Source organism: Kitasatospora sp. GAS1066B (assembly GCF_041262605.1).
Classification (GTDB): domain Bacteria; phylum Actinomycetota; class Actinomycetes; order Streptomycetales; family Streptomycetaceae; genus Kitasatospora.
On the sequence record NZ_JBGCCO010000001.1, the window covers coordinates 403,598 to 422,910 of the forward strand.

The window sequence follows — 19,313 nt, forward strand, 5'->3', positions numbered from 1 at the left end:
GAGTGGCTCCGGGAGTGATTCTGGGAGTGGCTATAGGCTGCGGAAAAGTAAGGAGATATGCTATTGATAGCTACAAGCAAAATGTCACCTCCTGAAGGCGTGATCGCCATGGCGAACCCCACTTCCCAGTCCTCTCCGCTCCCGGCCGCCGATCTGAGCGTCGGCGCCTGGCACCTCGACCCAGCCGCTTCCTCGGTCCGCATCCAGCACAAGGCGATGTGGGGCCTGGTCAACGTGAAGGGCGCCTTCACCAAGCTCAGCGGCGAGGGCGAGCTGCTGCCCGACCGCTCCGCGCACGGCACGCTGACCGTCGACGCCGCCTCAATCGACACCAAGAACGCCAAGCGCGATGTCCACCTGCGCTCCGCCGACTTCTTCGACGTCGACAATCACCCGACGTTCACCTTCACCGCCGACAGCGTCACGGCGGACAACGCCGGAATCGCCCAGGTCACCGGCCACCTCACCGTGCTCGGCACGACCCGCCCGCTGGAGTTCACCGCCCAGGCCGCCGCAGCGACTCCCACGGATGTCACGCTCACCGGCGAGGTCGCCGTCGACCGTGTCGACTTCGGCATGGGCTGGAACAAGGGTGGAATGCTCAAGGGCCTCACCACGGTCACCCTCAGCCTGCGCTTCACCCGCCACTGAGCGGGGCGCAACCCGGCATGGCCGATCACGCGTAGCGGCTGTCGGGAGCGCCGGCCTGCTGGACGGCGCGGTCACCCGGGCGCGGGCCGGCCCGGCGAGGGCCGCCCCGCGGTCCGGCGCCCAGCGCCCACCCCGTTACAGCTGCAGTACTAGCCGGCCCGGATCAGGCCGCTGCTGAGGCCGGCCGCGATCGCGGAGGTGCGGCTGTCGACGCCGAGCTTCTCGTAGATGTGGACCAGATGGGTCTTGACGGTGGCCTCGCTGATGAAGAGGCGTTTGGAGATCTGACGGTTCGCCAGCCCCTCGGCGAGCAGCTGGAGGATCTCGGCCTCCCGCGGTGACAGGGTGGGCCGGCCGGCCCGGACTCGCCCGAGCAGCCGAGCCGCCACCGGAGGAGCCAGCACCGTCTCGCCCCGCGAAGCAGCCTGGACGGCGGCGACCAGCTCCTGGGGCGGCGCGTCCTTGAGCAGGTAACCGGTCGCGCCGGCCTCGACCGCGGCCAGGATGTCGGCATCGGTGCTGTAGGTGGTCAGGATCAGCACGGCGGGCGGGTCGGGCAGCGCGTTGATCTGCCGGGTCGCCTCGACGCCGTGCATGCCGGCGCCCATCTGAAGGTCCATCAGCACCACATCGGGCCGCTCGGGCCCGGGCAGGGCCGCCAGCAGGCGCAGCGCCTCGGCGCCGTCGCCGGCCTCGCCGACCGCTGACAGCTCGGGGAGTTCGTCCACCATCGCGCGCAGGCCACGGCGCACCACGGGATGGTCATCGACCAGCAGGACCCGGATCATCGCCCGCCCTCCGCACTGTGGTCGGGGCTGAGCGGGCCGACGATCACCCCGGAGGTGATGAACGCGGCCGGCGCGTACTTCTGCCGGTTGGGCCTGCCCCAGCCGAAGCCGTATGTGCCGAGGCTGTCCAGGTCGACGTCGTCCAGGCCGATGTTGCCCGGTCCGACGCCGTCCGGGCCGAACTCGGCAGTGCCGAACTCGGCGGTGCCGAACTCGGCGGTGCTGAACTCGGCGGTGCCGAAGCCGTCGACGCCGAGGCCGTCCGTGTCGAGGCCGTCCGTGTCGAGGCCGTCCGCCGGGAGCTCGCCCAGCGGCAGCGAGACCGCCACCGCCGTACCCTCGCCCAGGGCGGACTCGACCGTGAGGCTGCCGCCGAGGGCGGCGATCCGCTCGCGCATCCCGTGCAGGCCGAAGCCGCCGGTGCCGGTCGGATCGGCCAGCTTGAGCGGGTCGAAGCCCACGCCGTCGTCGAACACGTCGAGCGTCACTTCGTCGTCCAGGTAGCTGAGAGTCACCGCGATCCGGCCCGCTGCGGCGTGGCGCACCGCGTTGGCCAGCGCCTCCTGGGTGAGCCGCAGCAGGGCGACCTCGGCCTCCACCGGCAGCGGGTAGGGCTCGCCGTCCAGATGGAAGACGGCGCCGCGCCCGGCCGAGAGCCGGCGCAGTGCCTCGGCGAGGGTGGCGTCGTCCAGTGCCGGCGGGGTCAGCGCCCGGACGAAGCGGCGGGCCTCGGCGAGGTTCTCGGAGGCGGTGCGGCCCACCTCGCCGATCCGCTCGGCGGCGGCCTGCGGATCGGCGGGCAGCGCCGCCTCCGCCGCGCGGGCCAGCATCACGATGCTGGACAGACCCTGCGCAAGGGTGTCGTGGATCTCCCGGGCCAGCCGCTGGCGCTCCGCCAACCGTCCGGCCGCGCGCTGGCTGGCCACCAGTTTGCTCTCGGTGCGCACCAGGTCCTCGATCAGGCGCTGGCGGGCGCGGCTCTCCCGGTAGAGCGCCGCGTACCCGTAGGCGGTGAGCAGCGCGACCGCGGCGCCGGCCAGCGGGCCGAGCACCTTCGCCGTGCTGAGACCGCCCTCGGTGCCGGCCTGGGCGGCCACCACGATGCCGGTCAGCCCGAGCACGGCGGGCACCGCCCAGCGCACCGGCAGCAGGTGCAGGCAGACGAAGTAGAGCGGGAAGGCGAGATAGCAGAACTCGGGATGCAGCAGGGTGAGCGCCGTCCAGAGCACCACCACGGCGGCCAGCCAACCACCGGCCCAGCGCCGGTCGGTACGCACCCGCTGAACCCGGCCACCGAGCGCGTAGGCGGCGCCGAGCGCGATCGCGAGGAGCAGACCGGCCGGGCCCGGGCCGCCGTGGCTCAGCTCACCGGCCAGGAGACCGCGCAGCAGCAGCACTGCCAGCAGGACGAAGAAGAGCCCGTGCAGGGCAAGGTTCATCGTCCGCAGGGCAGGCGTGCTGGCGGCGTGTCCGGCGAGGACGGGGGCGGGGCGGCCGGCGTCGGCACGACCGTTCGCACGGTCCCGGTCGGCGCGGCCTGGGTGGTTGAGGCGGTTCACGCCTTCCGAGAGTACGGGCATCGGTGCGCCTGGCCATGCCCTGCGGCATCAACCGTTCGATGGATTCCCGCCTCCATCGAGCGAACGGCCCGCAAGCCGCTCCTCTCGGCGATGGCAAGCAGGGCGCCGATCGCCAGAGTTGGAGACGTCGGCAGCCGGCCGATGCCAACCGTCGCCCGTCAGCACCAGCCACCAACCAGCCACCGACCAGCCACTAACCACCAGCCACTAACCACCAACCACCAACCACCAACCACCAACCACCAACCACCACCGAAGAAGGTAGTCGTGTTCGTCGCCCTGCGGGACATCCGCTTCGCCAGCGGCCGCTTCGCCCTGATGGGCGCGGCGGTCACGCTGATCACCACCCTGGTGGTCTTCCTCTACGGACTGACCGGCGGGCTGGCCGCCGCGGCCTCCTCCACGGTCGCCGGGTTGCCGGCCGACCGGATCGTCTTCGGCGCGCCCGCCGGTGCCGCGCCGACCGTCTCGTTCAGCTCCAGCACCGTCTCGGCCGAGCAACAGGCCGGCTGGTCCGCGGGCCCGGGCATCTCCGCGGTCGAGCCGTTCGGCCTGTCGATGACCCGCCTGACCTCCGACGGCCCGGCCGCCTCGGTCAGCGTGCTCGGCGTCCCCGGCGGGCTGCTGCCGACGCTCCGCTCGGGCGCCGCCCCGAACGACGAACAGGTCGCCGTGGGAGCCGACACCGCCGCCCAGAACCACCTGACCGTGGGTCAGCAGGTTCGGATAGGGCCTAAGACGCTGACCGTCAGCGCGATCACCGAGCCGCGCTCCTACGCCCACGCGCCCACCGTCTGGACCACGCTGCCCACCTGGCAGGCGCTCAGCGGCCAGAGCCGACCCACCGCACTCGCGATCACCACCGGCACGGGCGCCGACCTCAGCGCCCTCGATCAGGCCCAGAACACCAAGGCCGTCACGGTCGACGACGCACTGACGGGCATCGACGGCTACGCGGCCGAGCAGGGCAGCCTGCAGCTCATCCAGGGCTTCCTGTTCGCGGTCAGCGCCCTGGTGGTCGGCGCCTTCTTCACCGTCTGGACGATCCAGCGCAAGCCCGACATCGCGGTGCTCAAGGCAGTCGGCGCGAGCAGCGCCTACCTGGTCCGGGACGCCCTCGCCCAGGCCGCCGTGGTGCTGCTGGCCGGAGCCCTGCTCGGCGGCGCGGCGGGCGCGATCGGCGGGGCGGTCGCCTCGGCCGGAGTGCCCTTCGACCTGAGCCTGGCCAGCATCGCGGTACCCGTGGTCGCCATGGTCCTGCTGGGCCTGCTGGGCGCCGTGCTCGCCGTGCGCCGGATCACCGCCGTCGACCCGATCGCCGCCCTCGGCGCCAACCGATGAGGAAGCAACTGATGCCCTCCACCCTCGCCGCCCCGCGGACCCGCACCGGCCTGGCCCTGCGCGACGTCACCCTCACCTACCCCGACGGCGAGCAGCGCCTGACCGCCCTGGACGAGGTCTCCTTGGAGGTCGCGCCGGGCGAGTTCACGGCGGTCGTCGGCCCCTCCGGCTCCGGCAAGTCCAGCCTGCTCGCGGTCGCCGCCACCCTGCTGCGCCCCGACCGCGGCCAGGTCCTGCTCGCCGGTCAGGACGCGGGCACCCTCTCCGACCGGGCCCGCACCACCCTGCGCCGCGACCACCTCGGCATCGTCTTCCAGCAGTCCAACCTGCTCGCCTCCCTCACCGCGGCCGAGCAGTTGCTGGTCCTCGCCGACCTGCGCGGCGAGCGCCCGGCCCGGGCCCGCTCCCGCGCCGAGGAGCTCCTCGCTTCCGTCGGCCTCGACCCCGCCAAGCAGCGCCGCCGTCCCCACCAGCTCTCCGGCGGCGAACGCCAACGCGTCAACATCGCCCGCGCCCTCTTCGGTGAGCCCTCGGTCCTGCTGGTGGACGAGCCCACCTCCGCCCTGGACCACGAGCGCGGCGCGCAGATCGTGGACCTACTGGCCGAGGTCACCCGAGTGCACAGGACGGCGACGGTCATGGTCACGCACGACCGCGCGCTGCTGGGCGGCGTGGACCGGGTGCTGGAGATGGCAGACGGGCGACTGACGGTCGGTCAGTGAGAGTCCGGGTGGTCAGGCCTCAGGGCCCAGGACGCTGTCCACGTCGAGCTTCACGAGCGCACCGATCGACTCGGGGAGCTCGAAGGACTGCCCGGGGTGGTGGACGGCGTGGACGCGGTACTCGCCGTCCTGCGGGTCGGTGAGCACGCGCACGCGGCGGTTCTTCCAGTCGACGATCACGTAGAGGGGAATGCCGGCGCCGGCGTAGACCGTGGGCTTGGCCATGAGATCCATACGGTAGTCGGCCGACGTGACCTCGACCACGAGTCGGAAGACGGCGGGCTCGCAGCAGCCGTATTCGGCCAGGTGATCTCGGTAGTCCGCGTCGACGACCACGAGATCAGGGATGGCGTAGCCCGACGGACCGTCCGGGAGCCAGAGTCCGATGGCGTGCAGCACTCGTGCCTGCTCAGCATGCAAGCCGGCTGCCGCGAGCAGCAGCATGAGGTCAGTCAGTGATTCGGCGTGTGAGCCGTCGGCGGGCGGCGTCACGATGAGCTGGTTCCCGAGGATCTCGACGCGATAGCCCTCGTGATCCCGATGGAACTACTCAGCCAGCTCAAGCAGCGACGGCTGGTGAAGCGGGTGCTCCGCAGCAGCGGCAGACATCGGCGACCTCCGGTCGGGGCCAGGCATCGATGCCGTCATCGTAGGCCGCCCGCACCCACCGGAAGCGAAGCCTGCTCGTTCACCCGAACGAGTCCGTCCCCGCCCGGCCTCACCCCGCGGCCCGCGGCCCGCCGCCACCCGCACCTACCGCAGCCCGAGTCGCAGGGCCGGCTTCTCCTCCTCGTTCTCCCCCTGGCCCTCGGCCCAGAGCGAGCGGATGTGGCCCAGGTGGCGGGCCATGCAGGCCTCTGCGGCCGGCGCGTCGCCGGCCAGCATCAGGTCGAGCAGTTCCACATGCTCCTCGGCGGAGGAGACGAGTTCGCCGCGCTGGTCGAGCCGGGTCAGGCCGTAGAGGCGGGAGCGCTTGCGCAGGTCGCCGACCACCTCGACCAGGTGGGCGTTGCCGGCCAGGCCGAGCAGGGTGAGGTGGAAGCGGCGGTCCGCCTCCAGGTAGCCGATCAGGTCGTGCTGACGGGCGGCGGCGACGATCTCCTGGGCCACCGGGCGCAGCGCCTCCAGCTGCTCCTTGGTGGCGCTGCGGGTGACCCGGCCCACCGTGGGGACCTCGATCAGCGCGCGGATCTCGGTGAAGTCGTCCAGATCGTGCTCGGTCATCTCGGTGACCCGGAAGCCCTTGTTGCGCACCGCCTCGACCAGGCCCTCGCGGGCCAGGTCGAGCATCGCCTCGCGGACCGGAGTGGCCGAGACGCCGAAGTCGGCGGCCAGCGCGGGGGCGGAGTACACCACGCCGGGGCGCAGTTCACCGGAGATCAGCGCGGCCCGCAGCGCGTGCGCGACCTGGTCGCGCAGACGCTCCTGGACGGAGATGAGGGGGCGGGGCTTGGGCTCGGTCACTGCGGTCCTCCGAAAGGTGCGGAGCACCAGCGTACAATGTCACGTTTTGGCTGGCCCGTAGGTGGGCCGAACCATCATGCCCCCTGACGGTGGGTCACGGGAACGGTCCGGTCACTTCTGCGAGCACGACCTTCAGCGCGCCCAGGCACGACCCGGGGTGACCCTGGGCCGCCCGGGCGCCGACCCTGAGCCGGGTCAGCACAACGCCCCGTACCGCCGGTGCAGTTCGGCGGCGACCGCGAGGTCCTGCCAGGCCATCCCGACGCTCTTGAAGAAGCGCGGCCGGTCACCCGGCACCACCTCCCCCGCGACCAGCTCGCCCAGGTTGGTCCACCGCTCGGGCGCGGTCGCCTCCCCCGCCAGCAGCAGATCGCCGGCCTCCCGCCGGGCCACCGCCCGCGCCTCCACGTAGCAGGCGGCCCGCGCCACCAGCGCGGTGTCCACCTCGCGCCCGGTCGGTGAGTGCGAGCCGACCGCCGCCACCACGGCGTGGTCCGGCACCAGGGCACCGGCAAAGAGCGGCTCGCTCGCGGTGGTGCAGCAGACCACCAGGTCGGCCTCGGCTACCGCGTCCGCCTCCCCCACCACCGCCGCCAGCCCTGCCGCGCGGGCGTACCGGGCCAACCGCTCGGCCGGCTCGGCCCGCCGGGCCACCACGGTGACCCGCTCCAGCGGCCGCACCTCGCGCAACGCGTCCAGATGCCCGTAGGCCTGCGGCCCGGCCCCGAAGAGCACCAGGTGCGCGGCCTCGGCCCCGGCCAGCCGGTCGACCGCCACCGCGGTCACCGCAGGTGTGCGCAGCGCGGTGAGCGCGGCGCCGTCCAGCAGCGCGACCGGGACCAGGGTGGCGCCGTCCAGCAGCAGGTAGCTGCCGGTGATCCGGGGCAGTCCGCGCCCGGGGTTGGCCGGCGCCACCCCAGCGATCTTGACCCCGGCGTAGCCACCCAACGCCGCTGGCATCAGCAGCAGTTCACCCCCGGGCACGGCGATGTTGCTGCGGGCCGGACAGCCCTCCACGTCCAGCCCGGCCCGCAGCGCGGCGGTGATCGCCTCACAGGCCTGACGGCAGGTCAGGTCGACCGCCAGCTCGGCGATCACAGCAGGAACCCGGTGCCGAGCGCGTCGGCGGGGTCCAGCACGAACCGGTGCAGGCCCGTGCGGTGGGCCTGCCCGGTGACCTCGGTGAGCACCCCGCCGGCCCGGTGGCCGAGCAGGCGGCCGGTGAAGACGGTGCCGACGATCGATTCGTGGCGCAGCTCTTGGTCCGGGCCGAGGCGCCCGTCCTCGGCCAGCAGGGCGAGTCGCGCCGAGGTGCCCGAACCGCAGGGCGAGCGGTCGATCTGGCCGTCCGCGAAGACGGTGACGTTGCGCTGGTGCGGGCCCGCCGGAGTGTCGGGCAGTTCCTGGTACAGGATCACGCCGTAGAGGTCGTACTCCCCGAGCAGCGCCGCCCGGATCTCGCGCCCGAGCTCGGTCAGGCGGGGCAGTTCGGCGGGCGTCACCGCCTCGACGGCGACCGAGGCGTAGACGGCGCCGGAGTCGGCCAGGTCGACTTCCAGCGTCCCGACCGAGGTGGCCACCGGGCGCTTGCGGGCCAGCACCCGGGTCGGCACGTTGCGGAAGGCGACGGCCGTGGTGCGCCCGCCTTCGCGGTGCACCAGTGCGGTGACCCGGCCGGAGGGCACATCGATCCGGACCCGGGCCGTGCCGTCGTCGGGCGCCGGGACCAGGCCGCTGTCCACTGCCCAGGCGCCCAGCGCGATGGTGCCGTGGCCGCAGGCGGTGGAGTAGCCGTCCTTGTGGAAGAAGAGCACGCCCAGGTGCGCTTCGTTGTCGTCAGGCGGCACCAGGAATCCGCCATACATCCCGGCGTGACCGCGCGGTTCGCGGGTGAGCAGCTGCCGCACGGTGTCCAGCGGGCCGGGCCGGGGATCGGTGGCACCGCGGCCCGCGCCGAGCGCGATCGCCCGGCGCTCGGCGACCGAGTCACCCGGCACCGCAGGCAGGCCGGCGACCACGATCCGGAACGGCTCGCCCGCCGTGTGGTAGTCGACCGTCTCGACCGCGCGCAGGTCCATCAGCCGACACCGCCGGCCGGCAGCAGCGAGACGGTGCGGCTGGCGGTGTAGAAGTCGAGCGCCGCCTGCCCCTGCTCGCGCGACCCGTAGGAGGCGGCCTTCGCGCCGCCGAACGGCAGGTGGAAGTCGACGCCGGTGGAGGGCGCGTTGATCCGGATCATGCCGGCGTCCAGCCGGTCCGCGGCGGCCAGCGCGACGTCCAGCTCGCGGGTGTGCACGGAGGCGGCCAGGTTGTGCCGGGTCGCGTTGGCCAGCGCGATCGCCTCGTCCAGATCGGCGGCGCCCAGCAGCACGGCGACCGGGCCGAAGAACTCCTCGGTCAGCAGCGGGTGCCCGGCCGGGACCTGTGCCAGCAGCGTCGGCTCGATGAACCAGCCGTCCCGCTCGGGCAGCTGACCACCCGTCAGCAGCTCAGCGCCGCCCTCGACGGCGGTGGCGATCGCAGCGGTCAACCGCTGCCGGGCGGTGGCGGAGATCACCGGTCCGCCGTCCGCCCCGGCGGCCGCCAGCGCCTTCGCCAGCGCCGCCCGCAGCGGCTCCAGCGCGCCGCCCACCGCGATCACCCGGCTGGTCGCGGTGCACTTCTGACCCGCGTACCCGGCGATCGCGAAGGCCAGCTGGGCAGCGGCCTGCTCGATGTCGGCGTCCGGCAGCACGATCGCCGCGTTCAGCCCGCCCATCTCGGCCTGCACCGGCACCGAGCGCTCGGTCGCGGTGCGGATCACGGCCTGTCCGGTGCCGGTGGAGCCGGTGAAGGAGACGACGTCGGCGGCCGAGACCACGGCCGCGCCCTCCTCGGCGCCGCCCGGCAGCACGATCAGCACGTCCTCGGGCAGCGCCAGCAGCTCGGCCAGCCGCAGCGCGCAGGCGGTCGCCTCCGGCGCGGGCTTGAGCGCCACGGTGTTGCCGACGGCGAGCGCGGGCGCGGCCTTCCAGACCGGGATGGCGAACGGGAAGTTCCACGGCGTGATCAGCCCGGCCACCCCGTACGGGCGACGCCGGGTGAGCAGCAGGCCAGAGCCGGCGGCGGTCTCGTGCACCGCGCCGGAGGCCGCGAACGGCGCCTGCGCGTAGTAGCGCAGGATCGCCACCGTGCGGGCCACCTCGCCGCGGGCCTCGCCGAGCGGCTTGCCCACCTCGCGCACGGCCAGCGCGGCGAGCTCCTCGGCGTGCTGCTCGACGGCGTCGGCGGCCCGCCCGAGCGCGGCCGAACGGGCGGCCGAGCCGGCCGCGAGCCAGCCGGGCTGGGCGGCCCGGGAGCGCTCGACGGCGGCGGCAGCGGCGAAGGCGCCCGGTGCCGCGACCTCGATCACCAGGTCGGCGGGGTCGGCGGGGTTGTACGAGCTGACGGTGGCGCTCACAGCAGGAAGCCTCCGGGGAAGGGGTCGGTGGGGTCGAGGAAGTACTGGGCGGTGCCGGTCACCCAGGCGCGCCCCGTGACGGTCGGGATGACGGCCGGGTGACCGGCGACGGTGCTCTCCTCGATCAGTCGCCCGACGAAGCGGGTGCCGATGAAGGACTCGTTGACGAAGTCCTGCCCGAGCGGCAGCTCGCCACGCGCGTGCAACTGCGCCATCCGGGCCGAGGTGCCGGTGCCGCAGGGCGAGCGGTCGAACCAGCCGGGGTGGATCGCCATCGCGTGCCGGGAGTGCTCGGCGGTGGAGCCGGGAGCCAGCAGGTTGACGTGGTGGACGCTGTGGAAGGACGGGTCCTCGGGGTGCACCGGACGGGCCTCGGAGGCGTTGATGGCGTCCATCAGGGCCAGTCCCGCGGCGAGCATCTCCTGCTTGCGCTCGCGTTCGAAGGGCAGCCCGAAGGCGGCCAGCGGCAGGATCGCGTAGAAGTTGCCGCCGTAGGCGAGGTCGTAGCCGACGGTCCCCCAGCCGGGGACCTCGATCTTCTGGTCGAGCGCCACCGCGTAGGAGGCCACGTTGCGGATGGTCACGGCGGTGGCGGCGCCGTTCTCCACCCGCACCTCGGCGGTGACCAGGCCGGCGGGGGTGTCCAGGCGCACCGTGGTGACCGGCTCGACCACCGGCACCATGCCCGTCTCCACCAGCACGGTGGCCACGCCGATGGTGCCGTGCCCGCACATCGGCAGCAGGCCGGAGACCTCGATGAAGAGCACCCCGTAGTCGGCGTCCGGCCGGGTCGGCGGCTGCAGGATGGCGCCGCTCATCGAGGCGTGGCCGCGCGGCTCGTACATCAGCAGGGTGCGGAAGTGGTCCAGCTGCTGCTGGAAGTGGACCCGGCGCTCGGCCATCGTGGCTCCGGGGATGACGCCGAAGCCACCGGTGATCACCCGGGTGGGCATGCCCTCGGTGTGGGAGTCGACGGCGTGGAAGACGTGCCGGGTGCGCATGGGTGACCCTTCGTCAGCTGGCGGCAGGGGACGGGTGGGGCGCCGGCCGCCACCTAGGTCCTGTCCGGCCGATCTTGCCGGGCGCGCGACGCCGGGCAAGATCGGCCGGGCAGGACCTGGGCGACCGGCGGCGGTTCAGCTCAGGCCCTCGGCGAGCGCCTTCTCGGTGGCGGCCCGCACGGCTGCCTCGACCTGCGCGGTGAGTGGGCCGCGCGGCGGGCGGACCGGGCCGCCGGGCAGTCCCGCGATGTCCATCGAGAGCTTGATCGCCTGCACGAACTCGGTCTTGGAGTCCCAGCGCAGCAGCGGGTGCAGCGCCTTGTAGAGCGGCAGCGCGGTCTCCAGGTCGTGCGCGACGGCGGCCCGGTAGAGGGCGACCGAGGCGTCGGGCAGCGCGTTCGGGTAGCCGGCGATCCAGCCCACCGCCCCGGCGAGGGCGAGTTCGAGCAGCACGTCGTCCGCGCCGATCAGCAGGTCGAGGCCCGGGGCCAGCTCGGCGATCTGGTAGGCGCGCCGGACGTCGCCGCTGAACTCCTTGACGGCCACGATGCTGCCCTCGGCGTGCAGTTCGGCCAGCAGTTCGGGGACCAGGTCGACCTTGGTGTCGATCGGGTTGTTGTACGCGACCACCGGCAGGCCGGCCCGGGCGACCTCGGCGTAGTGGGCGCGCACCGCGGCGGCGTCCGCGCGGTAGGCGTTGGGCGGCAGCAGCAGCACGGAGCCGGCCCCGGCCTCGGCGGCCTGCTCGGCCCAGCGGCGGGACTCGGCACTGCCGTAGGCCGCCACGCCCGGCATCACCCGGGCCCCGTCGCCGGCCGCCTCGACCGCGGTGCTGACCACCTTGGCGCGTTCCTCGGCGGTGAGTGTCTGGTATTCGCCGAGCGAGCCGTTGGGCACCACGCCGTCGCAGCCCGCGTCGATCAGACGGCGGACGTGCTCGGCGTAGGCGTCGTAGTCGACGGAGAGGTCCGGGCGCAGCGGCAGTGCGGTGGCGACCATGATGCCGCGCCACGGACGGGTGCTGTCGTGCTGAGGGTGGGTCACGAGCATTTCTCCTTGGTGAGGTGTGACATTTTATAAATGAACGGCCGGGCGGCGCAAGAGGGCACACGCGCGCGCCCACGGCATGCTGCTCGACCGGGGGACACGGCGGGCCCGGGGCCTCTCCTGCGTCCAGGCGTGATGCCCGGCGTCGCGCGCCCGGCAAGATCCGTAAGAGCGGCCCTAGGGCCGGCCCGGCGAGGGTGCGCCGAGCCGGCCCGGTCGACCCGGCCTACGGCAGCTGTGCCAGATCGCCCAGCCGGACGGGACAGGAGAGCGGACGGCGGTCGGCGGCCGGCTCGGGCGTCCCGGCCAGTGCGGCCACGGCCGGACCGCACATCCGGCCCTGGCACCAGCCCATGCCGGCCCGGGTGAGCAGCTTGACGGTGCGGGCATCGGTGGCACCCAGCTCCTCGACGGCCTCGGTGATCCGCTGCGCCGGCACCTCCTCGCAGCGGCAGACCTCGGTGTCCGGGCGCAGCCACCCCGGCCAGCCGGCGCCGGGCCGATGAGCGGCGGCCATCAGCTCGGCGAAGCCGCGCAGCCGCCGGCGCCGGGCCAGCAGCGCGCCGGACGGCGCCGGCTCACCCGCGATCGCCAGTGCGGCCAACTCCCCCTCAGCCAGGGCCAGTTCCGCACCGCCGACGCCGCAGGTCTCCCCCGCCGCCCAGAGCCCGGGCACGGTGGTGCGCTGGCGGGCGTCGACCCGCAGCGCCAGGGTGCCGTCCGGCACCGTCCGGGTCTCGGCGCCCAGCTCGGTGGCCAACTCCAGCTGCGGCACCAGCCCGTGGCCCACCGCGAGCGCGTCGCAGGCGATCCGGCGCTCGGTGCCGGCCACCGGGCGCCAGTCGGCGTCCAGCCGGGCCACCGTCACGGCGGTCACCCTCTCGGTGCCGTGCGCCTCGATCACCGCACTGGCACGGCGCAGCCGCACCGCGTGCCGGGCCAGGGCCACGCCGTGCGTGAGGCCCTCGCCCAGCTTGCCGGGGACGGCGGCGAGCACGCCGGGGCGGCGGGCGTAGCCGAGGTAGTCGCCGGCCTCGACCACGGCGGGCACCTGGGCCCCGGCGGCGGTCAGCGAGGCGGCCGCCGCCAGCAGCAGCGGGCCGCTGCCGGCCACCACGATCCGGCGACCGGGCAGCACCAGGCCCGCCTTGAGCATCGCCTGCGCGCCGCCTGCCGTCACCACGCCCGGCAGCGTCCAGCCGGGGAACGGCAGTTGGCGCTCGTAGGCACCGGTGGCCAGCAGCACGGCCGCGGCCCGCAGGTGGCCGGTCCGCTCACCGGTGGTCACGTGCAGCCGCCAAGCCGACCGCCCGGCCGCGTCACCGCCCTGCTCGGCTTCCAGCAGGAAGACGTGCCGGCCGCTGAGCAGCTCGATCCGACCGGCCTGCCGGTGCGCGGCCAGCCGGTCGGCGAGCCCGATGAAGGTGGACCAGTGGTGGTGCAGGCGGTCGGGACGGGCCGCCCGCAGCTCAGGGGCCGGATGCCGGTAGTACTGGCCGCCGGGACGGGCCCCCGCGTCCAGCAGCGCGCAGCGCAGCCCCCGGTCGGCGGCGGCCACCGCACCGGCCAGCCCCGCGGGGCCCGCGCCGATCACGGCCAGGTCGTAGCCGGTGACGTCAGGCGAGGTCGGCATGGCCGTGGCCCTCCTGGGTGGTGACGACGGTGCCGGGGTCGGCCGGCAGCAGGCAGGTGCGCTGGTTGGGCCGCCCGTCGACGGTGGCCAGGCAGTCGTAGCAGGCGCCGATCCCGCAGAACGCCCCGCGCGGGCGCCCTGCGATCCGGGTGGTGCGCCAGGCCAGGATGCCCTGCGCCCAGAGCGCGGCGGCGATGCTCTGACCGGGCAGCGCGGGGATCGGGCGACCGTCGAACTCGATGGTGTGGGCCGGTCCGGGGTCGGCCGCGGCCAGGGAGGCCGGGGTACGGCGCATGGGTGGGGTCCGTTCTGCGCGGAGGTGGGCAGGAGAGGGCGGGGTGGACGCCGTCAGAAGCGCTCGGGTCGAAACGGCGCCAGGTCGATCTGCGGCACGGCGCCGGTCAGTTGCCCGGCGATCAGCAGCCCGGTGGCCGGCGCCAGCCCGATGCCCGCGCCCTCGTGGCCGCAGGCCTGGTACAGGCCCGGCACCCGGGGGTCGGCGCCGATCGCGGGCAGGTGGTCCGGCAGGTAGGGGCGAAAGCCCCGGTAGGTGCGCAGCACCTTGACCCCGGCCAGCACCGGGAAGAGCGCGGCCGCCTGGGCGGCCAGCCGGCGCAGCGCCTCGGTGGAGACCCGGCGGTCGAACCCGACGCGTTCCCGGGTCGCGCCGATCAGCACCGAGCCGGCCGGCGTGCCCTCCACCACGCCCGAGCTCTGCAGCGCGGCCGAGCCGCTGGCCACGTCGGCCACGTAGTCGGCGGCGTAGACCTTGTGCCGGACCAGGCGCGGCAGCGGCTCGGTGACCAGGACGAAGCCGCGCCGGGGCAGCACGGGCAGCTGCGTGCCGGCGAGCTCGGCGACCTCCCCGCCCCAGGTGCCGGCCGCGTTGACCACGGCGCCGGCCGCCAGCGTGCGGCGCGGGGTGCGCACCCCGCGCACCGCGCCGCCCGGTCCGGTGAGCACGGCGATCACCTGCTCGCCCAGGTGCAGTTCGGCGCCCGCGCGGCGGGCGGCGCGCAGCAGGTGGGCGGCGGCCAGCGCCGGCTGCACCTGGGCGTCCTCGGGGTAGTGGAAGCCGCCGGCCAGGCCGGGGGCCAGGTGCGGCTCGTACTGCGCCAGCTGCTCGGCGGCCACCTCGTGGGCCGTCACCCCGGCCGCCGCCTGCCTGGCCGCGAAGGCCCGCAGCGCCCGGTGGCCCGCCGGGTCGGCGGCGACCACCAGGCCGCCCTTGGCCTCGTACTCGATGGCCGCCGGCAGCTCCTGGGCCAGCTCGTTCCAGAGCCGGGCGGAGAGCTGGGCGAGTTCGAGCTCCGGCCCGGGCGCCTTGTCGGAGAGCAGCAGGTTGCCCTCCCCCGCGCCGGTGGTGCCGCCGGCCACCGGGCCGCGGTCGACCACGGCGACGGTCAGCCCGGCCCGGGCGGCGTAGTACGCGCAGGCGGCGCCGACGACACCGGCGCCGATCACCACGACGTCATGGGAGGGGTTCGTGAGCACGTCAGTAATATGTCACATTGCCGCAGCTCTGCCAAGCATGTCCACGCAGGCGGTCTATACCACCCGACCGTCCGCACCCCCGCGATACGCCGGTGCCCCGACCCGCAGAAGCGTCTGCGGGCCGGGGCACCGGCGGATCAGGGCTGACGCCCCGTCAGGTGATGTCGTCGTCGACCTGCTCCCCGCGCGCGCCGGGGACCGAGGCGACCGGAGTGGGCGAGGCGAGCTCGGCAGCGGAGGCGGCCACCGACTCGGCGCCGTCGACCGCGGCGACCGACAGGTCCAGGTGCGAGGCCTCCTCGTCCGACAGGTCGGCGTCCGGGTTGCGGCGGCGCCGGCGCCGGTCGTTCAGCAGCGAGAAGCCGACCGCCAGGAAGTACAGGATCCAGATCGGCGAGGCCAGCGCCAGCATGCTGACCGGGTCGGCGCTCGGGGTGGCGACCGCCGCGAAGACCGTGATCGCCATCACCATGCCGCGCCACCAGCCGAGCATCCGCTTGCCGGTGAGCACCCCGCCGATGTTCAGCATCACCAGCAGCAGCGGGAACTCGAAGGCCAGGCCGAAGACCAGCAGCATCCGGGTGGCGATGTTCAGGTAGTTGTCCACCGGCAGGATCTGCTGCGCCCCGATCGGGGTGAACGAGCCCAGCACCTCGAGGGTGGTCGGCAGCAGCAGGTAGGCGCAGGCGACGCCGCCCAGGAAGAGCGGGGTGCCCAGGCCGAGGAAGGTCAGCGAGTAGCGCCGCTCGTGCCGGTGCAGGCCCGGCGAGATGAACGCCCAGGCCTGGTAGAGCCAGACCGGGACGGAGGCCACCAGACCGGTCAGCAGGCAGACCTTCAGGGTGAGGTTGAACGGCTGGGTGACACCGATCACCGCCACCTGGGCGCAGTGCTTCACCCCGGGCCTGGGCTGCCCGTCGGGCAGGCAGCCCGGCAGCGGCTTCATCAGGAAGTGCAGCAGCTGGTCCTTGAAGAACGCCGCCACGATCATGCACACCACGATCGCCAGGACCGACTTGACCAGCCGGTTGCGCAGCTCGCGCAGGTGATCCCCGAGGGACATCCGTCCGTCGGCGCTCTTGGGCGGCTTGGAAGACTTGCTCAACCCCGGTCCTCGAAATCGTGGGTCGTGGCCCGCCGGGCGGCGGGCCACACGGTGGACCGGCCGGACGCTCAGCGCGTGCGGCCGCCTCGCTGCTCGTCGGTCGGCCGCGCCGAGGACACGCCGCCGGGCGCGGCCTTGATGGTCAGCGTCGGGTCCGGCACCGCCGCGGGCGGCTCGACCGGCTCCTTCGCCTCCTTGGCGAACTCCTCGCGCAACGCCGAGGTCTCGCTCTTCAGGATGCGCAGCGAACGTCCCACCGCACGGGCCAGATCGGGCAGGCGCTTACCGCCGAAGAAGACCGCCGCCATCACGATGATGATCAGGAACGCCAGGATCCTGCCCATGGACGACTACCTTCTGACTCGACGCGGTGCCCGGGGATCCGCGCGGGACCCCGGCCGCTGGGTGGACGGGACAGTGTGAGCACCCCGCCGGATGGAGGGCGGCCCTGGGAGAGCCTAACCCGCGCGCCGTGGCCGCAGGAGCCCCCAGGGCGCACGAGCGGGTGAAGTTTGTCCGTCACCGGTTGCACTCCGCCGCGCGGTGCTCAGCCCCGCGCGCTCTCGCCCAGTTCCTCGGCCGCCCCGGCCAGCGCCCGGGAGGCCGTGTCGACCTGCTCGGCCAGCCCCCGCACGTCCAGCCAGAGCCGCAGCCCGAGCATGCCGAGCACCAGCAGGCCCGCGGTGGCCAGCCCCACCGCCGCCATCAGCAGCCAGGTCACGGTCATCCCTCCACCACCTGGAGCAGCCGGATGGTGGAGACGCCCGCGCCGGTCAGCGCCTCGACGATCTTCTCCCCCGCGGGCTTGCGCACCGCAGCCCCGCAGGCGGGGCAGGTGAAGCTGTAGAAGGTGCGCTCCTTGGTGCGGCCGAGCGCGAGGCGGAACTCGGCGGCGGCCAGCTCCACCTTCTCGCGGCACTGCGAGCAGTAGACCTTGAATCTGGTGCCGGCTTCGGCGTCCTCGGTCATGGCTGCTCCGGGTAGCCGGCCAGGGCCGCCAGCGCCGCCGCCTTGGCCTGCTCGGCCAGCGGGGCAGGGGCCACGATCCGCCCGTCCCGGCCCAGCCGCAGCGCCAGGGTGCGCAGGCCCAGCGGGTCGGAGCTGCGCAGGGTGATCCGCAGGCCGCCGTCCGGCAGTTCCTCGGCCAGGTCGTGGGTGTAGTACTCGGCCACCCAGCGCCCGGCGGGGCCGACCTCGACCACCACCTCGGGGTCGTCGGCCCCGGGGTTGACCAGGCCCTGGGAGAGGTCACGCGGCTCGAGCCGGGGCGGGTCGGCCGGCTCGTCCAGCACCTTGATCTCGGCCACCCGGTCCAGCCGGAAGAGCCGGCGGTCCTCGGAGCTGCGGCACCAGCCGTCCAGGTAGGTGTGACCCTCCGTCAGCAGCCGGATCGGGTCCACCTCGCGCTCGGTCATCCCGCCGCGCCCGTGCGAGTAGTAGCGCAGCCAGATCCGCCGGCCCTCGCTGAGCGCCCGGTCGATGTCGGCGAAGACCTGGCCCTCGGCCTCGAAGGTCACCCCGACCCGGGCGCTGCCCTCGGCGCTCTCCCCCGCCGCGTTCTCGATCTTGACGACGGCCCGGGTGAGCGCCTGCCGGTCCCGCTCGCGCAGCCCGGGCAGGCCCGCCACCGCCCGCGCGGCGACCAGCAGCGCGGTGGCCTCGTCGGCGGCCAGCCGCAGCGGCTGGGCCACGTCGTCGACGTTGTGCCACCAGATCCGCTCGCCGTCGGTGTCGATGTCCAGCAGGTCGCCGCCGCGGAAGCTGGTGCCGCACATCGGCAGCACGTTCAGGTCGGCGATCAGCTCGCGCTCGGAGATCCCGAAGGCCCGGGCCACCTCGGCGACCTCCGCGCCGGGGCGCTCCCGCAGGTAGGTGACCAGCGAGAGCATCCGCCGGGTCTGGTCGATGGCGTTGCTCATCGCAGTCCTCCCTCAACAGCCAGGCCCTGGGCGGGCAGACCGGCCACCGCGCGCAGCCGGTCGATGACGTCGGCCCGCAGCTCCTCGGGCGCCAGCACCACCAGGTCGGGCCCGTACTCGGCCAGGTCCGCGCCCAGCCCGTGCCCGTAGGGGATCTCCAGCTCGTCCCAGTCGCCGTCCAGCTGGCGGGCGCCCAGCGCCTTGGTGCGCAGCGGGAACCCGGCGCCGCGCCGCAGCCGCACGGTGGCGGAGGCGGTGGCGCCCTCACCCGCGAAGGCGGCCACGGCGGCCCGCACGTCCACGTGCTCGGGCACGGGGGCGGTGAAGGCGGCCGAACGGGAGCGGACCTTGCCGGTGATCCGGCTGAGCCTGAAGACGCGCACCGCGCCGCGGTCGCGGTCCCAACCGGCCAGGTACCAGTGGCCGCGCCAGCACTCCAGCGCCCAGGGCTCCACCGAGCGCGGCTCGGTGAGGGCGGCGCCGGCCTTGCGGTAGTCGAAGGAGACCGGGCGGCGGTCCCGGGCAGCGATCAGCAGCGGCTCGAACGCCGCCTCGCGGACCGGGATGTAGGGCTCGAGCGCGGTGCGGCCCTCGGCGGCGTCCTCGGTGAACGGCACTCCGGCCGCGCGCAGCTTCTGCAGTGCGCCGCTGGCCGCGCCGGAGAGCCGGGCCTGCTGCCAGACCTTGGCGGCCAGGCTCAGCGCGGCGGCCTCCTCGGCGTCCAGCGCGATCTCCGGCAGCCGGTTGCGGTCCCGGCGGGCCAGGTAACCGGCCTCGCCGTCCAGGGTGTTCTCGTCGACGTCGATCACCAGGCCCAGCTCGCGCAGGTCGTCCTTGTCCCGCTCGAACATCCGGTTGAAGGCGTCCTCGCTGCCGGACTGCCAGGCCTCCCGATAGGCCTCGACGGACTCCCGCAGCTCCCGCTTGGAGAGCGGCCGTCTGGTGTTCATCAGGCACAGGGCGAGGTTCATCAGCCGCTCTGCCTTGGCGATCGCCATCGCTGACCCTTCATCGTCGTTGCGTCCCGGGAATCCCGGCGGACCCGACCGTACCGGTAGCGAGTCCTGCCGCGAAAGCCGAGACGGCCGCACCCCCGACCCGGGAGTGCGGCCGCCTCCACGCGGCGGTC

The 19,313-nt window shown here is 74.1% G+C and carries 20 protein-coding genes and 1 pseudogene; 3 read left to right on the plus strand and 18 right to left on the minus strand.

The features are described 5' to 3' along the window. The first annotated feature begins 108 nt into the window (after positions 1-108). On the plus strand, positions 109-651 hold the full coding sequence (locus tag ABH937_RS01180) for a YceI family protein (RefSeq protein WP_280689178.1): 543 nt from the start codon (positions 109-111) through the stop codon (positions 649-651). Between the two features lie 149 nt (positions 652-800). Here the strand turns inward: ABH937_RS01180 and ABH937_RS01185 are convergent, their stop codons facing one another. Continuing rightward, the gene (locus ABH937_RS01185; protein WP_280689179.1) at positions 801-1,439 is read right to left on the minus strand and encodes a response regulator transcription factor; all 639 of its coding nucleotides are present in this window, start codon (positions 1,437-1,439) and stop codon (positions 801-803) included. Next, positions 1,436-2,998, minus strand: coding sequence for a sensor histidine kinase (locus tag ABH937_RS01190; protein WP_370216826.1), 1,563 nt, complete (start codon positions 2,996-2,998; stop codon positions 1,436-1,438). The genes ABH937_RS01185 and ABH937_RS01190 overlap by 4 nt, the downstream gene beginning before the upstream one ends. Before the next feature lie 288 nt (positions 2,999-3,286). On the opposite strand from ABH937_RS01190, the gene ABH937_RS01195 reads away from it, so the two are divergent. After that, a complete protein-coding gene (locus tag ABH937_RS01195; RefSeq protein WP_280689181.1) occupies positions 3,287-4,360 on the plus strand; it encodes an ABC transporter permease in 1,074 nt (357 codons plus the stop codon). An 11-nt stretch (positions 4,361-4,371) separates the two neighbouring features. After that, on the plus strand, positions 4,372-5,082 hold the full coding sequence (locus ABH937_RS01200; RefSeq protein ID WP_280689182.1) for an ABC transporter ATP-binding protein: 711 nt from the start codon (positions 4,372-4,374) through the stop codon (positions 5,080-5,082). A 12-nt stretch (positions 5,083-5,094) separates the two neighbouring features. Here ABH937_RS01200 and ABH937_RS01205 read toward each other — a convergent pair. From ABH937_RS01205 to ABH937_RS01280, 16 genes and pseudogenes are all read right to left on the minus strand, one after another. Then, positions 5,095-5,607, minus strand: a pseudogene (locus ABH937_RS01205) (Uma2 family endonuclease); the annotation flags it as partial. 228 nt (positions 5,608-5,835) lie between these two features. Continuing rightward, positions 5,836-6,546 carry a GntR family transcriptional regulator gene (locus tag ABH937_RS01210; protein WP_280689183.1) on the minus strand — a complete coding sequence of 237 codons (711 nt, stop codon included), beginning with the start codon at positions 6,544-6,546 and terminating at the stop codon, positions 5,836-5,838. 195 nt (positions 6,547-6,741) lie between these two features. Further along, the gene (locus ABH937_RS01215; protein ID WP_348533634.1) at positions 6,742-7,644 is read right to left on the minus strand and encodes an ornithine cyclodeaminase family protein; all 903 of its coding nucleotides are present in this window, start codon (positions 7,642-7,644) and stop codon (positions 6,742-6,744) included. Next, positions 7,641-8,624 carry a proline racemase family protein gene (locus ABH937_RS01220; RefSeq protein ID WP_370216827.1) on the minus strand — a complete coding sequence of 328 codons (984 nt, stop codon included), beginning with the start codon at positions 8,622-8,624 and terminating at the stop codon, positions 7,641-7,643. The genes ABH937_RS01215 and ABH937_RS01220 overlap by 4 nt, the downstream gene beginning before the upstream one ends. Continuing rightward, the gene (locus ABH937_RS01225; RefSeq protein WP_280689185.1) at positions 8,624-9,985 is read right to left on the minus strand and encodes an aldehyde dehydrogenase; all 1,362 of its coding nucleotides are present in this window, start codon (positions 9,983-9,985) and stop codon (positions 8,624-8,626) included. Before ABH937_RS01225 ends, ABH937_RS01220 begins: the two co-directional genes overlap by 1 nt. Beyond that, positions 9,982-10,986 carry a proline racemase family protein gene (locus ABH937_RS01230; RefSeq protein WP_280689186.1) on the minus strand — a complete coding sequence of 335 codons (1,005 nt, stop codon included), beginning with the start codon at positions 10,984-10,986 and terminating at the stop codon, positions 9,982-9,984. The genes ABH937_RS01225 and ABH937_RS01230 overlap by 4 nt, the downstream gene beginning before the upstream one ends. Positions 10,987-11,121: 135 nt before the next feature. Continuing rightward, a complete protein-coding gene (locus ABH937_RS01235) occupies positions 11,122-11,985 on the minus strand; it encodes a dihydrodipicolinate synthase family protein (RefSeq protein WP_280689271.1) in 864 nt (287 codons plus the stop codon). Between the two features lie 274 nt (positions 11,986-12,259). Further along, positions 12,260-13,666, minus strand: coding sequence for an FAD-dependent oxidoreductase (locus ABH937_RS01240; RefSeq protein WP_370216828.1), 1,407 nt, complete (start codon positions 13,664-13,666; stop codon positions 12,260-12,262). Continuing rightward, complete coding sequence (locus ABH937_RS01245; RefSeq protein ID WP_370216829.1) at positions 13,650-13,961, minus strand: (2Fe-2S)-binding protein; 312 nt, start codon at positions 13,959-13,961, stop codon at positions 13,650-13,652. Before ABH937_RS01245 ends, ABH937_RS01240 begins: the two co-directional genes overlap by 17 nt. 53 nt (positions 13,962-14,014) lie before the next feature. Beyond that, complete coding sequence (locus tag ABH937_RS01250) at positions 14,015-15,160, minus strand: NAD(P)/FAD-dependent oxidoreductase (protein WP_370216830.1); 1,146 nt, start codon at positions 15,158-15,160, stop codon at positions 14,015-14,017. Between the two features lie 154 nt (positions 15,161-15,314). After that, positions 15,315-16,223 carry a twin-arginine translocase subunit TatC gene (gene tatC / locus ABH937_RS01255; RefSeq protein ID WP_370146328.1) on the minus strand — a complete coding sequence of 303 codons (909 nt, stop codon included), beginning with the start codon at positions 16,221-16,223 and terminating at the stop codon, positions 15,315-15,317. A gap of 110 nt (positions 16,224-16,333) precedes the next feature. Beyond that, positions 16,334-16,609, minus strand: a complete 276-nt coding sequence (locus ABH937_RS01260) for a twin-arginine translocase TatA/TatE family subunit (RefSeq protein ID WP_280689191.1) — start codon at positions 16,607-16,609, stop codon at positions 16,334-16,336. 203 nt (positions 16,610-16,812) lie between these two features. Continuing rightward, the gene (locus ABH937_RS01265) at positions 16,813-16,992 is read right to left on the minus strand and encodes a hypothetical protein (RefSeq protein ID WP_280689192.1); all 180 of its coding nucleotides are present in this window, start codon (positions 16,990-16,992) and stop codon (positions 16,813-16,815) included. Beyond that, positions 16,989-17,234 carry a hypothetical protein gene (locus tag ABH937_RS01270; protein WP_280689193.1) on the minus strand — a complete coding sequence of 82 codons (246 nt, stop codon included), beginning with the start codon at positions 17,232-17,234 and terminating at the stop codon, positions 16,989-16,991. The genes ABH937_RS01265 and ABH937_RS01270 overlap by 4 nt, the downstream gene beginning before the upstream one ends. Continuing rightward, entirely contained in the window at positions 17,231-18,184 is a 954-nt protein-coding gene (locus ABH937_RS01275) for a WYL domain-containing protein (protein WP_280689194.1), read from the minus strand. Before ABH937_RS01275 ends, ABH937_RS01270 begins: the two co-directional genes overlap by 4 nt. Continuing rightward, entirely contained in the window at positions 18,181-19,182 is a 1,002-nt protein-coding gene (locus tag ABH937_RS01280; protein WP_370216831.1) for a helix-turn-helix transcriptional regulator, read from the minus strand. The genes ABH937_RS01275 and ABH937_RS01280 overlap by 4 nt, the downstream gene beginning before the upstream one ends. Positions 19,183-19,313 lie beyond the last annotated feature (131 nt).